This is a genomic window from Bacillus mycoides (assembly GCF_018742245.1).
Lineage (GTDB): Bacteria > Bacillota > Bacilli > Bacillales > Bacillaceae_G > Bacillus_A > Bacillus_A cereus_U.
In genome coordinates, this window is the sequence record NZ_CP036132.1 from 1,131,894 (window position 1) to 1,146,442 (window position 14,549).

Consider the following 14,549-nt stretch of genomic DNA (forward strand, 5'->3'; position numbering starts at 1 on the left):
GAAACAAGAAAAGGGGATGGAACATATGAAAAACGAAAGAATTGATAAATTGCAGGAAAGCTGGGAATTAGATACGCGCTGGAAAGGAATCACACGTCCATATACAGCTGAAGATGTAATTCGTCTGCGTGGATCGATTGATATTGAACATACGTTAGCGCGCTGCGGTGCAGAGAAGCTTTGGAAATCACTTCATACAGAAGATTATATTAATGCACTTGGGGCATTAACAGGAAACCAAGCGATGCAACAAGTGAAGGCTGGATTAAAAGCAATTTATTTAAGCGGTTGGCAAGTAGCGGCAGATGCGAATCTTTCTGGACATATGTATCCTGATCAAAGCTTATACCCAGCGAACAGTGTGCCGGCTGTTGTAAAACGAATTAACCAAACACTTCAACGTGCTGATCAAATTCAGCATATGGAAGGAAGCGGTGATACAGATTATTTCGTACCGATTGTGGCTGATGCTGAAGCTGGGTTCGGTGGACAATTAAATGTATTTGAACTAATGAAAGGAATGATTGAAGCAGGTGCATCTGGCGTGCACTTTGAAGACCAATTATCTTCAGAGAAAAAATGCGGGCATTTAGGCGGAAAAGTATTATTACCGACGCAAACAGCGGTGCGTAATTTAATTTCGGCACGTCTTGCTGCGGATGTAATGGGTGTACCAACAATTATCGTCGCAAGAACAGATGCAGATGCGGCAGATTTAATTACGAGTGATATCGATCCAGTTGATCAAGAGTTTATTACAGGTGAAAGAACGCCAGAAGGGTTTTATCGTACGAAAGCAGGTCTTGATCAAGCAATTGCACGTGGTTTAGCGTATGCGCCGTATGCAGATCTCGTTTGGTGTGAAACGTCGGAGCCAAATTTAGAAGATGCAAAACGCTTTGCGGACGCAATTCATAAGAAATATCCAGGTAAGCTACTCGCTTACAACTGTTCTCCTTCATTTAACTGGAAACAAAAACTAGATGAAAAAACGATTGCAAGCTTCCAACAAGAAATTGCATCGTACGGTTATAAATTCCAGTTCGTAACGCTTGCTGGATTCCATTCATTAAATTACGGCATGTTTGAATTAGCGCGTGGTTATAAAGAACGCGGCATGGCAGCGTACTCTGAATTACAACAAGCAGAGTTCGCAGCAGAAAAAGATGGTTACTCTGCAACGCGCCATCAACGCGAAGTAGGAACAGGATACTTTGATGAAGTAGCACAAGTAATTACGGGCGGTACTTCATCAACGACTGCTTTAAAAGGATCTACGGAAGAAGAACAGTTTACGAAATAATGATAGAAGTAGGTGCCTGTTATAGGCATCTACTTCTATTTAAAATATCCAATCTAATATAGTGAATATACCAACGATAGCAGTAAAAAGAAGGAATGCGAATAATGCTAGACAGCCCCATGTAAATAGTTTGTCTTTCCATGTTTCTTCATAATCATCAATTAGTTCTTCTACCACTTTTTTCTGCAATGGCTGTAAAGGATGTTCGGTGTATAGTCCTGTAATAATGTTATGATCTCCTTTGAATTTTAAAGCACGTACAATATGATAAGAGTCGTTTCCCATCGAGTGTTCAAATTGTAGACATGCCGCGTGCATAACATCTGTTTTCTCTTTTTCAAGATACCAATACCGTCCAGCCATTTCTGGGTATTGTAATGTAAAGTAAATATCACCGAGCTTTTTTCTAAGTGCTAATTCATTCGGATAAGTAGCGATTAATCCGTGTAATCTATCTCTTGCTTTTCCAAGATTGTTATTTTCAATATCTTTTTCAATTCTCTTTAATGTTTTTTTAGGGATTATTTCTGTCATATACGCCTCCTTATTAGAATGGGTGTGGTTATATTGTATAAGAAATACTAAAATTTAGAAATTTTATTTTCAAAAAGGATTGTACATTCTATTTTAAGTATGCTATGATAATACCAGTTGAATAATTAAATTAAGCAATCCATATATTATCAAGTGCCGAAAACAAACGGGAAAAAGTATGTGAGAACTAGTTTATGTTTCGAATTTGATAATGTGTGGATTCTTTTTTTATACATGAAGACTAAATAAAATGTATTTTCGTAGGAGGAAATAATTATGACAGTTACAGGACAAGTAAAATGGTTTAACAACGAAAAAGGCTTCGGTTTCATCGAAGTTCCAGGCGAAAACGATGTATTCGTACATTTCTCTGCAATCGAAACTGAAGGTTTCAAATCTTTAGAAGAAGGTCAAAAAGTTAGCTTCGAAATCGAAGAAGGCAACCGTGGACCTCAAGCTAAAAACGTAATCAAACTATAATTTTATAGTTTATTATAGAAAAAAGGATGGCTTATGCCATCCTTTTTTTTGTTGAATATGAAGAATAATGAACTGGATAATCAGTATGTAAAAAGGCTTTCCGTAAAGGAAGGCCTTTTAGTGTTCTTTCACAGCTTTTTTCTTTTCACGTTTCTTACATTCAGGACATTTAGATTTACGAAAAGGCTTCGCGAAGAACAGTAAAATAAAAAATAAACCGAATATAATACTCGCTGAATTTTTTACGATAACAATGCTACTATTTTTCATTTGAATTGTTGGATGATCTTGCTTTTCTTCCATGAGAGACCTCCGTATATTTGATTTATATTTTAATTATAGCAAAATTAATTGCTGTAATTATATGAAAAGCAGAATGTGTTAAACATAGTACAAATGATATAAATTCTTTTTTCGTATATAGAATCCTCTTTTTATACAGGTTATTTATTTGTTATTCATATATAATTATTAATAGATTTATATTATATTTGATTTATTATAAGTATTTGTAAAGAATCGTAGAATGTAAACCATTTCCTTTTCGTAGGTGCTACTATAAAAGGGAAATTAAACAGTAATCGAAAATTTAAAAAAGAGAGGTGAAAAATCTGTTACTAACAAAAGTGCGAATATAGATAAAAATATTCTTAGCGTGCAAAACTACATACTCTAAGGATATACATTTGTCTATATTTTTAGTAGCAGACAGTAGACTATGGAAAGTAAAGTAGAACGTTATGTCGAAAACTATGTTGTAAGCAAAAACACAATGGCCTTACTTCCGGTTGTTCTAGGGGAAAAGAAAGTTGTTACGCGAATTATTGAAATGGAAGATTCTTTTTTCGTATTTCAAAAGCCTCTCGATATTATAGAGAGAAGTTGCCGGAAACATGGTTCTAGTTTCTTTGGAAGAAAAGAAGGAACGAAGGAGTTAACTCGTATTACACATAAAGCTCCTATCGCAATTAGCCCGACAGATCAACTTTATTTTTTCCCTACGTATTCTTATTCTCGAAAAGAGTGTGCGTGGTTGTCTCATTTTCATATTGAAGGTAATAAAGAATTAAAAGATGGAAATCTTATTATTAGATTTATAAATGGTTTCGCTGTGAAACTAGAAATGTCAAAAAGTAGCTTTGAAAATCAGCAAAATCGTACAGCGAAATTGCGGACAGAATATGAAGACCGTAAGAAAAAACAAGGGAATCCTTGCTTTAAAGAGATTGATAAACATGAAGAATCTAAATTAACACCAGCATATGAGAAAGTGTATTTTGTGAAGGAAGGCGAAGTGTGAGAGGATGGGGAGACCCCCATCCTTTTTATTTGTCCGTTTTTGTCGGAAAGTCGATAAATTCGAAAAATCGCTGATAAAAATTGAGTTGTGGTCGATGTATTCAGAAAATCATCGATATAATTTCATTTACCGAAAAAATCATCAAAAAATATTGTTCCTCAAACAACCAAACGTATAACAAAACCTGTCGAATATTGAAAGATTATAATAGCATAATAATGAAGGAATTCTAACGAAAGGTATGGAAACTTTAATAAATGCATCTCCATATGTCGTATCTACCATTTCCTCTTTCATTTAAGCAATGATACAGTAGAGGTAGTAATTAGAGTAAAGGGGTAAAGTGTAGAATGGATTTTCAAACGATCAAAGAGTATTTTTCACCAGAAAATATGGATCATATTGTTGAAAGTTATAAGGCGTTTGGACCGCTTCTCGGTATTGGTTTACCGATGATAGAGGCGCTCATTCCAGCATTACCACTCATTGTGTTTGTGTTGGCAAATGCTGTTGCATTTGGCTTTTGGTATGGATTTCTTTATTCGTGGCTTGGGTCAGTAATTGGTGCAATGCTTGTATTTTTCATTATTCGCAGCTTTGGACGAAGTCGTTTCTTTTCTTTTGTAAATAAGCATGAGAGAGTGCGAAAAGCGATGGGATGGATTGAAAGAAAAGGGTTCGCGCCAATCTTTGTTATATTTTGTTTTCCGTTTACACCATCTGCGCTTATAAACGTTGTAGCTGGTTTGTCTCGCATTAGCGTAAAACAGTTTGGACTAGCATTAGCATTCGGAAAACTTGTTATGATTTTTATTTTAACGTATATCGGTCATGATTTAGTGTCATTTATTCATAATCCGGTGAAATCGGTTATTGTGGGTATTGTTATTTTTATTTTATGGTATGTCGGTAAAAAAATTGAAGTAAAGTTAGAACTACATTAGGAAAAGTCTTCTTTGTAAAGGAAGCTTCATTATTAAAGGGCGAGGGGAGAAGCGAATGAAGAAAACTTTGAAAAAAGAAGGGCTAGAGTGGATAAGAACAATTTTAATTGGTGTACTATTAGCTGTATTTTTTCGAACGTTTTTCTTTTCAACGTACGTTGTAGAGGGGAAGTCAATGATGCCGACATTGCAAGATGGAAATATGCTCGTTGTGAATAAGGTGAGTTATCAAGTAGGGGACTTGAATCGATTTGATGTCGTCGTTTTTCATGCGAATAAAAAAGAGGACTATGTAAAGCGAATTATCGGCTTACCTGGGGATCATATCGAATATAAGCATGATAAACTATATATAAACGGACAATTCGTGGAGGAACCTTATTTAGAGGCGTATAAGAAAGAGATAAATGGACGGCAATTAACAGGTGATTTTAAATTAGAAGAATTAACGAAAGAAAAGTTTGTACCACCTGGTTCTATTTTTGTAGTTGGTGACAACCGCCTTGGTAGCTGGGATAGTAGGCACTTCGGTTTTGTAAAAGCTGATACAGTTGTCGGTAAAGTTGATTTACGATATTGGCCGATTCGAGAGGTACAAACGAATTTTTCAAAAGGCTGATATAATAAAATGAAGTATAAGGAAAAGACAAACGAGTATGTTTGTCTTTTTTATTGTCCTATAATACAATTATGATAGCAAACTAACGTTCGTTATGTAAGTGAAAGGTGGGGTTACATGTCACTTCGATTTGTGATTGGTAGAGCTGGAAGTGGAAAAAGTACACTTTGTTTACACGAAGTGCAAGAAGAGTTGAAACAACGCCCAAGAGGGAAAACAATATTATATCTTGTGCCAGAACAGATGACATTCCAAACACAGCAGGCGTTAATTGGGAGCGAAGATGTAAGAGGTTCTATTCGGGCGCAAGTTTTTAGTTTTTCGCGATTAGCGTGGAAGGTGCTGCAAGAAGTTGGGGGAGCGAGTCGTCTTCATATTGATGAAGCTGGTGTCCATATGTTGCTTCGTAAAATTGTAGAATCTCGTAAAGATGGACTATCTGTGTTTCAAAAAGCAGCGGAGCAAAATGGCTTCTTTGAACATCTTGGTAGTATGATTGCAGAATTTAAACGTTACAATGTGACGCCGTCTAACGTATATGAAATGTGGCAACAATTAGATACGCATAGCAGTAGTGCAGAGCAAAAGCTACTAGCGAATAAAGTGTATGATTTACAGTTATTATATGATGATTTTGAACGTGCTTTAATCGGAAAATATTTAGATTCAGAAGACTACTTACAATTATTAATTGAGAAGCTTTCAGACTCTGAGTATGTAAAAGGCGCGGAAATTTATATAGATGGGTTCCATTCATTTTCTCCTCAAGAGCTAGAAATTGTTAGAGGGCTAATGAGATTAGGAACTAGAGTAACAATAACATTAACGATAGATGAAAAAACGTTAGCGCAGCCAGTGAATGAACTAGATTTGTTTTATGAAACGACGTTAACGTATGAAAGAATAAAACAAGTAGCGCGTGAAGAGAAAATAGAAGTTGAAAAAACAATTCCACTTATGGAACAGCCGCGTTTTCATTCGCAAGCATTAGCGCATTTAGAAATGCATTACGAAGCGCGTCCAAATGAAAAGTTTCACGGTGAAGCGAGTGTGACAATTAGTACAGCAGCTAATTTACGAGCTGAAGTAGAAGGTGTTGCTCGTGAAATTCGAAGACTTGTGGCGGCTGAAGACTATCGTTACCGAGATATAGCAGTACTTCTTCGTAACGGAGAAAGTTATTACGACGTAATGCGAACGTTATTTACGGATTATAATATCCCGCATTTCATCGATGAAAAACGCCCAATGTCACATCATCCGCTAGTAGAATGTATTCGTTCGGCTTTAGAGATTATTAGCGGAAATTGGCGTTATGATGCAGTGTTCCGCTGTGTGAAAACAGAACTTTTATATCCACTAGACGTAAGAAAAGAAGCGATGCGCGAAGAGATGGATGAGTTCGAAAACTACTGTTTAGCGTACGGTGTACAAGGGAAGAGATGGACTTCTGAAGATCCGTGGATGTATCGTCGATATCGTTCTCTTGATGATGCGAGCGAAATGATAACAGACAGTGAGCGTGAAATGGAAGAGAAAATAAATCGACTTCGCGACGTTGTAAGAACGCCAGTTATTCGTATGCAAAAAAGACTGAAGCGTGCTGGAACAGTTATGCAAATGTGCGAAGCGGTATATTTATTTTTAGAGGAGCTTGACGTTCCGAAAAAACTAGAGGCATTACGTATTCGTGCAGAAGAAAGCGGAGATTTCTTATTTGCGACAGACCATGAGCAAGTATGGGAAGAAGTGATGAGTCTTCTTGATACGTTCGTTGAGATGCTTGGCGAAGAGAAGATGTCCCTGTCTATGTTTACTGATGTAATGACGACAGGTCTTGAGGCACTTCAATTTGCGAACATTCCGCCGTCACTAGATCAAGTGTTAGTTGCTAATATTGATCATTCTAGATTATCAGATATTAAAGCGACGTTCATTATTGGCGTAAATGAAGGCGTGATTCCAGCAGCACCTATGGATGAAGGTATGCTTTCTGATGAGGAAAGAAATGTTCTCACCGCTGCAGGTATCGAATTAGCACCAACGACGAGACAAACTTTATTAGAAGAACAGTTCGTTATGTATCAAATGGTGACGAGGGCATCTGAGAAGTTATACATTTCCTGTCCGCTTGCAGATGAAGAAGGAAAGACGTTACTTGCTTCTAGTTTTATTAAGAAAATAAAAAGAATGTTCCCTGATGTGAAAGAAACGTTTATTACGAATGATGTAAATGACTTATCGCGTTCGGAACAAATCTCATATGTAACAACGCCAGAAGTAACTTTGTCTTACGTCATGCAGCAACTGCAAACGTGGAAGCGTTACGGATTTGAAGGCAATTTAGACTTTTGGTGGGACGTATATAACTTCTACGTTACTTCAGATGAATGGAAGCAAAAAAGTAGCCGCGTGTTATCGAGTTTATTCTACCGAAATCGTGCACAGAAACTAAGTACAGATGTAAGTAGGGATTTATATGGAGATACAATTAAGGGAAGCGTTTCTCGTATGGAACTATTTAATCGCTGTGCGTACGCTCATTTCGCTCAGCACGGTTTATCGCTAAGAGAGCGCGATATTTTCAAACTTGATGCGCCAGATATCGGTGAACTATTCCATGCAGCGCTGAAGAGAATTGCAGACAAGCTATTACGTGAAAATCGTACTTGGGCAGATTTATCAATAAAAGAGTGTGAGCACCTTTCTGCTTTAGTAATAGAAGAAATTGCACCATTATTACAAAGACAAATTTTATTAAGTTCAAACCGTCATTTCTATTTAAAGCAAAAACTACAACAAATCATTTTCCGTACATCACTTATTCTTCGTGAACATGCGAAGTCGAGTGGCTTTGTACCAGTTGATTTAGAAGTACCGTTCGGTATGGGCGGGACTGGATCGCTTCCGCCAATGGAATTTGCGTTGCCAAATGGTGTGAAGATGGAAGTAGTTGGCCGTATTGACCGTGTTGATAAGGCGGAGGATGAGAGTGGTACGTTCCTTCGTATTATTGACTATAAATCAAGTTCGAAAGCGTTAGATTTAACAGAAGTGTATTACGGACTCGCACTTCAAATGTTAACGTATTTAGATGTTGTTACTTCAAATGCACATACGTGGATGAAAAAGGGTAGTACTGCATCACCGGCGGGTGTATTGTATTTCCATATTCATAACCCGATTGTTGAGATGAAAGGCGACGCATCTGAAGAAGAAATTGAGAAAGAAATTTTAAAGAAATTTAAAATGAAAGGGCTCGTACTAGGAGATGCTGACGTTGTACGTTTAATGGATAATAAACTTTCAACAGGAAGCTCTGATATTATTTCTGCTGGTCTGAAAAAAGATGGTAGTTTTAGTGCGCGTTCTAGCATTGCAAGTGAACAAGAGTTTAACGTACTTCAAAAATATGTACACCACTCGTTTGAAAATATCGGAAAAGACATTACAGAAGGTGTTATCGATATTGCTCCTTACAAAAAGGGGAATAAAGCGGCATGTACGTTCTGTAACTTCAAATCTGTTTGTCAATTTGATGAATCACTTGAAGATAACCAATTCCGTATGTTAAAAGATATGAAAGATAGCGAAGCAATGGAGAAAATTAGAGAGGAGGTTGGCGGAGAATGATAGAAAATTGGCCTGAGAAACCAGAAGGTAGTCAATGGACAGATGATCAGTGGAAAGCGGTTGTAGCGAACGGACGTGATATTTTAGTCGCAGCAGCAGCTGGATCAGGGAAAACAGCAGTATTAGTTGAACGTATTATTAAAAAGATTATAAGTGAGGAAAATCCAGTCGATGTCGACCGCCTGCTCGTTGTAACATTTACGAATGCAGCGGCGCAAGAAATGAAAAATCGAATTGGAGAAGCGTTAGAAAAAGTATTAATTGATGGGCCAGGTTCACAGCATATAAGAAAACAGCTTAGCTTATTAAATAAAGCTTCCATTTCTACCATTCATTCATTTTGTTTACAAGTTATTAGAGGATATTATTACATGCTTGATGTCGATCCTCGTTTTCGTATTGCGAACCAAACAGAAAATGAGTTATTAAAAGAAGAAGTGCTAGATGACATATTAGAAGAAGAATATGGAATCGAAGATAATAGTATTTTCTTTGAATTAGTTGATCGTTATACGAGTGACCGTAGTGACGATGACTTACAACGAATGATTTTAGCGCTTCATACAGAATCAAGAGCGCATCCAAATCCGGAGAAGTGGCTTGATAAATTAGTAGAAGCATACGATGTTGAAGGAAAGACGATTGAAGATTTGGTTTACGCTTCTTACCTATTAGAAGATGTAAAGTTTCAGCTTGAAACAGCGGAAGAGCATATTCGTAAGGCGACTGAACTCGCAATGCTTCCTGATGGTCCAGCGCCTCGTGCCGAAACTTTACAAGCGGATTTAGCTTTACTTGGAACGTTATCATCAGCAGCTCGTGGATCGTGGACAAGCGTTTATGAAGCGATGCAAAATGTATCGTGGCAAACGTTAAAGCGTATTAAGAAAAGTGATTACAATGAAGATGTTGTAAAACAAGTAGATTCTCTTCGTAATAAAGCGAAAGATGAAGTAAAGAAATTACAAGAAGAGCTATTTAGCCGCAGACCTGAAAGTTTCTTACGAGATTTTCAAGATATGCATCCTGTATTAGAAAAACTCGTGAAGCTTGTAAAAGTATTTACAGAGCGTTTCCAAGCGATTAAACGAGATAAAGGAATGGTCGATTTCACAGATTTAGAGCATTTCTGTTTGCAAATTTTAAGCGAGCAAAGTGAAGATGGTGAAATGAAGCCGTCAGCAGTAGCACTTCAATATCGTAATAAATTTGCTGAAGTACTAGTCGATGAATATCAAGATACGAACTTCGTACAGGAATCAATTATTAAATTCGTAACGAAAGATTCTGAGAGTGAAGGAAACTTATTCATGGTTGGTGACGTAAAACAGTCAATCTATCGTTTCCGACTAGCAGAGCCTGGTTTATTCTTAGGAAAATATAAACGTTTCACACAAGAAGGATTGGGCGGCGGAATGAAGATTGACTTAGCGAAAAACTTCCGTAGCCGTCATGAAGTGCTAGCTGGTACGAACTTTATCTTCAAACAAATTATGGGCGAAGAAGTCGGAGAAATCGATTATGATGCTGACGCTGAATTAAAGCTAGGTGCTAGCTATCCAGAAGGTGAAGATGTAGCGGCAGAACTACTATGCATTCAGCAAACTGAGGAAGAAGTGCAAGAAGGTGAAGAAGGTACAGAAGTAGAAAAAGCGCAGCTTGAAGCTCGTCTTATGGCGCAGCGTATTAAAGCGATGGTTGATTCAGGCTATGAAGTGTATGATCGTAAAACTGATAGTATGCGCCCGGTACAATACCGCGACTTCGTTATTTTACTTCGCTCCATGCCGTGGGCGCCGCAAATTATGGAAGAGTTAAAATTACAAGGAATTCCAGTATATGCTGACCTTGCGACTGGTTACTTTGAAGCGACAGAAGTAAATATTATGATGAACGTATTCCGCGTTATTGATAATCCGATGCAAGATATTCCGCTTGCAGCTGTACTTCGTTCACCGATCGTTGGACTAAATGACGAAGAACTTGCGACGCTTCGTGCTCACGGAAAGAAAGGCTCGTTTTATGAAGTAATGAGCTCATTCTTAAAAGGAGCGCCGCTTGAAGAAGAACAAGAACTGCATGATAAATTAGAGTGGTTTTATAAATTACTGCAAGGATGGCGTGAATTTGCGCGTCAACAATCTCTTTCCGATTTAATTTGGAAAGTGTACGGTGAGACAGGCTATTACGACTTTGTCGGCGGTTTACCAGCCGGAAAGCAAAGACAGGCAAACTTACGCGTATTATATGACCGCGCAAGACAATATGAAGCAACATCGTTTAGAGGATTATTCCGATTCTTACGCTTTATTGAGCGTATTTTAGAACGCGGTGATGACATGGGAACGGCGAGAGCTCTTGGAGAACAAGAAGACGTCGTTCGCATTATGACGATTCATAAAAGTAAAGGGCTAGAGTTCCCAGTCGTATTTGTAGCTGGACTTGGTCGCCGTTTTAATACACAAGATTTAATGAAGCGTTTCTTACTTCATAAAGATTTCGGTTTCGGTTCACAATTTATCGATCCGCGTAAACGAATTAAATATACGACATTATCGCAACTAGCGATTAAGCGTAAAATGAAGATGGAATTAATTGCGGAGGAAATGCGCGTATTATACGTAGCGTTAACGCGTGCGAAAGAGAAGTTAATTTTAATCGGAACAGTTAAGGATGCAAATAAAGAAATGGAAAAATGGCTCGATGCAAGGGAGCATAGTGAATGGTTATTACCAGATCATATACGTGCCGGAGCGTCATGTTATTTAGATTGGATTGCACCTTCATTATATAGACATCGTGATAGTGAAATGCTTCTTGAATTAGGACAAGGGAATATTCCAGGCGAAATTTATGGGTATAGTGCGAGCTGGAAAGTAGAAGTTGTTGACGGCAAAACGTTACTTGCACCAGAACCAGTTCAAGAAGAGAAACAAGAGTTATTAGAAGCGCTTCGCGATAAAAAAGCTGTTCCGTTAGAAAGTGAACGGAAAGAAGAAGTGTACGACAGATTAATGTGGGAATATGGGTATGAGGACGCGACATCTCACCGTGCGAAACAGTCTGTTACAGAAATAAAGAGAAATTATCAATCTGAAGAAGGTAGCGATAACGCCTTTATTAAAAAACTTCGTGCACCAATTAAAACACGTCCGCGCTTTATGGAGAAAAAAGGGCTAACATACGCAGAGCGAGGGACAGCAGTTCATGCCGTTATGCAGCATGTAGATTTGAAGAAACCAATTACGATTGAAGTTCTTCAAGAACAAATTGCAAGAATGGTAAATAAAGAACTATTAACATTTGAACAAGCTGAAGAAATAGCGATTGAAAAAGTAATTTCATTCTTTGACAGTGACTTAGGTAAAAGGGTATTAGCAGCAAAAAGTGTTGAACGTGAAGTACCATTTACGATGATGCTTTCAGCAGAAGAAGCATATCAAGATTGGCAAGGTAAGAGTGACGAATCGATACTTGTCCAAGGGGTTATCGACTGCATGATTGAAGAGGAAGACGGAATTACTTTAATCGACTTTAAGACAGATACGATTGAAGGGAAGTTCCCAGGTGGATTTGATCAAGCGAAACCAACTTTAGAAGACCGATACAAAGTACAGCTTTCACTATATGCAAAAGCACTCGAGAAAAGCTTAAAACATCCTGTGAAAGAGAAATGTTTATACTTCTTTGATGGGAATCATGTTGTAAATATTGAGGAATAGAGCTTAGAGAGGGGTTATGGAGTATGGCGACGTTAAGAACTTGTGATCAAGGACACGAGTACTACAAAAGTAGCGATTGTCCAACTTGCCCAACCTGTGAGAAAGAGAGAAAGCCAAAAGAAGGCTTTCTTTCTCTTCTTTCAGCACCAGCAAGAAGGGCGTTAGAACATTATGGAATTCATACTTTAGAAGAACTTTCAAAGTATAGTGAAAAAGAAATTTTGAAACTGCACGGTATGGGACGGGCATCTTTACCTAAATTGAGAACGGCTTTAGAAAATAAGGGATTATCATTTAAATAAAGAAAAACTAATCATTAGTGGGGAGTAGTATCTTCACTAATGATTAGTTTATATAATCGGTATTAATAAGCTCGATAAAGGCGTATAACGAAATCTCATTTTGAAAATCGTAAATCGATGGACGAAACGATTTAAAGATGGATTTGTGAAGTGTAGAGAACTTGATAAAGAAGATAGGTGAATTGATTATAATATTAAGGAAGGAAGTGCAACACTATGGATTTTGAAACAGTAATGCAAGAGCTTGAAACTCTCGGTAAGGAACGAACTAAAAAAATATACATATCTAATGGTGCAAAGGAGCCACTTTTTGGCGTAGCTACAGGTGCTATGAAACCAATCGCAAAGAAAATAAAAATAAATCAAAGTTTAGCTGAAGAGCTGTATGCCACAGGTAACTACGATGCGATGTACTTTGCAGGCATTATTGCAGACCCAAAAACTATGAATGAATCGGATTTTGATCGTTGGATGGATGGGGCGTACTTTTATATGCTGTCCGATTATGTGGTGGCAGTAACTTTATCAGAATCAGATTTTGCACAAGACGTTGCTGATAAATGGATTGCAAGTGGTGACGAACTAAGAATGTCAGCGGGCTGGAGTTGCTACTGCTGGCTTTTGGGGAATCGAAAAGACAATGAATTTTCCGAAGGTAAGATTGCCAATATGCTAGAAGTTGTGAAAAATACAATTCACGATGCGCCAGAACGAACGAAATCTGCTATGAATAATTTTCTAAACACTGTGGGGATTTCATATGTGCCGCTACATGAAAAGGCAGTTGAAACCGCAAAGGAAGTAGGCATAGTAGAACTAAAACGGGGCAACAAGAAAAGCAGTTTTCTAAATGCTTACGAAAGTATTCATAAAGAACTTGATAGAGGAAGACTGGGGTTCAAACGTAAATATGTAAGGTGCTAAAAATTAGGATTCTGAAATTCTGTAAAATATTCAACTTTTGTATAAATACATCTATTCCTTTATTCTAGAAAAGGACGCTATTTTTTGAATAAAACTTAGATTTTTAAATGACTTTATTGCTATAAATTTAACCCTGTCCTAAATTTAGAACGGGGTTGTGCTTGTTTGAGCTTTTAAAATATAATAAATTTATTTTCATTTTATAAAGAGAGTAAATATCATAAGAGGTATATATCTGTGTGGAAATAAACAATTGAAGGGGAATGTGCATGGATCCCATTAAAGAGAAATTAGATTTATTACGTAATGAAATAAAAGATATGGGTGGTATAATCGATTTAGATTGGTGCGATAGATTGTTATACCCTTATTATAAACACTTTAATGATAGTGAATTGAGATATCGATCAGGTTCATTGTTAGCATTTTGGGGAATTCTCCTAGAGTGGGAAGATGAAAGTGGGTTTCCATTTTATACAGGCACTCAGGAGTATGATTGTCATCATTTTGATATGTATTTAAAGGGATTTCTAAAGTACGCTCCTAAGATTGAGAGGCAATTTCCGAATATTTATCTTGTTATTGTTGGATCACTGATGGAGTTGGATGAAAGAGAAAGATGGGAAAGTGAATTTCCTAACATATGTAAGGAGTTATTCGATGCTGTTAGGGAGGAACTGTTCCATACTGATGTTACACAGATAAATGATGAGACATATCAAAATGCATATAAAGAAGGAAGAATGCTATATTAAAAGAATATAAGCTTGAATTAAAATTATCTTTAA

Annotated in this window: 12 protein-coding genes; 10 read left to right on the plus strand and 2 right to left on the minus strand. The window is 37.2% G+C overall.

Annotated features, from left to right (window positions below; all coding sequences use genetic code 11):
* Nucleotides 1-25 precede the first annotated feature (25 nt).
* Nucleotides 26-1,303 carry an isocitrate lyase gene (aceA, locus tag EXW56_RS05700; protein ID WP_002201418.1) on the plus strand — a complete coding sequence of 426 codons (1,278 nt, stop codon included), beginning with the start codon at nucleotides 26-28 and terminating at the stop codon, nucleotides 1,301-1,303.
* Between the two features lie 39 nt (nucleotides 1,304-1,342).
* On the opposite strand, the gene EXW56_RS05705 is transcribed toward aceA, so the two are convergent.
* Nucleotides 1,343-1,837, minus strand: a complete 495-nt coding sequence (locus EXW56_RS05705; RefSeq protein WP_002201417.1) for a DUF6584 family protein — start codon at nucleotides 1,835-1,837, stop codon at nucleotides 1,343-1,345.
* Between the two features lie 276 nt (nucleotides 1,838-2,113).
* On the opposite strand from EXW56_RS05705, the gene cspA reads away from it, so the two are divergent.
* Nucleotides 2,114-2,317 carry an RNA chaperone/antiterminator CspA gene (gene cspA / locus EXW56_RS05710; RefSeq protein WP_000218989.1) on the plus strand — a complete coding sequence of 68 codons (204 nt, stop codon included), beginning with the start codon at nucleotides 2,114-2,116 and terminating at the stop codon, nucleotides 2,315-2,317.
* Nucleotides 2,318-2,434: 117 nt separating this feature from the next.
* Here cspA and EXW56_RS05715 read toward each other — a convergent pair whose 3' ends face one another.
* Nucleotides 2,435-2,620 carry a hypothetical protein gene (locus EXW56_RS05715; protein WP_002011281.1) on the minus strand — a complete coding sequence of 62 codons (186 nt, stop codon included), beginning with the start codon at nucleotides 2,618-2,620 and terminating at the stop codon, nucleotides 2,435-2,437.
* A 415-nt stretch (nucleotides 2,621-3,035) separates the two neighbouring features.
* Between EXW56_RS05715 and EXW56_RS05720 the strand changes: the two genes are divergently transcribed.
* From EXW56_RS05720 to EXW56_RS05755, 8 genes are all read left to right on the plus strand, one after another.
* The gene (locus EXW56_RS05720; protein WP_215597295.1) at nucleotides 3,036-3,617 is read left to right on the plus strand and encodes a competence protein ComK; all 582 of its coding nucleotides are present in this window, start codon (nucleotides 3,036-3,038) and stop codon (nucleotides 3,615-3,617) included.
* A gap of 350 nt (nucleotides 3,618-3,967) precedes the next feature.
* Nucleotides 3,968-4,561, plus strand: coding sequence for a TVP38/TMEM64 family protein (locus tag EXW56_RS05725; protein WP_002201415.1), 594 nt, complete (start codon nucleotides 3,968-3,970; stop codon nucleotides 4,559-4,561).
* Between the two features lie 55 nt (nucleotides 4,562-4,616).
* Nucleotides 4,617-5,180, plus strand: a complete 564-nt coding sequence (gene lepB / locus EXW56_RS05730; RefSeq protein WP_002158924.1) for a signal peptidase I — start codon at nucleotides 4,617-4,619, stop codon at nucleotides 5,178-5,180.
* 117 nt (nucleotides 5,181-5,297) lie between these two features.
* A complete protein-coding gene (gene addB / locus EXW56_RS05735; RefSeq protein ID WP_215597296.1) occupies nucleotides 5,298-8,813 on the plus strand; it encodes a helicase-exonuclease AddAB subunit AddB in 3,516 nt (1,171 codons plus the stop codon).
* The gene (gene addA, locus EXW56_RS05740; RefSeq protein WP_215597297.1) at nucleotides 8,810-12,535 is read left to right on the plus strand and encodes a helicase-exonuclease AddAB subunit AddA; all 3,726 of its coding nucleotides are present in this window, start codon (nucleotides 8,810-8,812) and stop codon (nucleotides 12,533-12,535) included. The genes addB and addA overlap by 4 nt, the downstream gene beginning before the upstream one ends.
* A 23-nt stretch (nucleotides 12,536-12,558) precedes the next feature.
* Nucleotides 12,559-12,837: an RNA polymerase alpha subunit C-terminal domain-containing protein gene (locus tag EXW56_RS05745; RefSeq protein WP_002201412.1), complete on the plus strand. Its 279-nt coding sequence runs from the start codon at nucleotides 12,559-12,561 to the stop codon at nucleotides 12,835-12,837.
* A gap of 216 nt (nucleotides 12,838-13,053) precedes the next feature.
* Entirely contained in the window at nucleotides 13,054-13,761 is a 708-nt protein-coding gene (locus EXW56_RS05750) for a DNA alkylation repair protein (protein WP_002201411.1), read from the plus strand.
* A 269-nt stretch (nucleotides 13,762-14,030) separates the two neighbouring features.
* Nucleotides 14,031-14,516 (plus strand): hypothetical protein, encoded by a 486-nt coding sequence (locus EXW56_RS05755; RefSeq protein WP_002201410.1) that lies wholly within the window; start codon nucleotides 14,031-14,033, stop codon nucleotides 14,514-14,516.
* Nucleotides 14,517-14,549 lie beyond the last annotated feature (33 nt).

Bases quoted from the DNA above. Each gene is read 5' to 3' on its own strand.
- EXW56_RS05745 (WP_002201412.1), top strand. From the start codon at position 12,559: ATGGCGACGTTAAGAACTTGTGATCAAGGACACGAGTACTACAAAAGT.
- EXW56_RS05720 (WP_215597295.1), top strand. From the start codon at position 3,036: ATGGAAAGTAAAGTAGAACGTTATGTCGAAAACTATGTTGTAAGCAAA.
- aceA (WP_002201418.1), top strand. From the start codon at position 26: ATGAAAAACGAAAGAATTGATAAATTGCAGGAAAGCTGGGAATTAGAT.
- addB (WP_215597296.1), top strand. From the start codon at position 5,298: ATGTCACTTCGATTTGTGATTGGTAGAGCTGGAAGTGGAAAAAGTACA.
- EXW56_RS05705 (WP_002201417.1), bottom strand. From the start codon at position 1,837: ATGACAGAAATAATCCCTAAAAAAACATTAAAGAGAATTGAAAAAGAT.
- EXW56_RS05715 (WP_002011281.1), bottom strand. From the start codon at position 2,620: ATGGAAGAAAAGCAAGATCATCCAACAATTCAAATGAAAAATAGTAGC.
- cspA (WP_000218989.1), top strand. From the start codon at position 2,114: ATGACAGTTACAGGACAAGTAAAATGGTTTAACAACGAAAAAGGCTTC.
- addA (WP_215597297.1), top strand. From the start codon at position 8,810: ATGATAGAAAATTGGCCTGAGAAACCAGAAGGTAGTCAATGGACAGAT.
- EXW56_RS05750 (WP_002201411.1), top strand. From the start codon at position 13,054: ATGGATTTTGAAACAGTAATGCAAGAGCTTGAAACTCTCGGTAAGGAA.
- EXW56_RS05725 (WP_002201415.1), top strand. From the start codon at position 3,968: ATGGATTTTCAAACGATCAAAGAGTATTTTTCACCAGAAAATATGGAT.
- lepB (WP_002158924.1), top strand. From the start codon at position 4,617: ATGAAGAAAACTTTGAAAAAAGAAGGGCTAGAGTGGATAAGAACAATT.
- EXW56_RS05755 (WP_002201410.1), top strand. From the start codon at position 14,031: ATGGATCCCATTAAAGAGAAATTAGATTTATTACGTAATGAAATAAAA.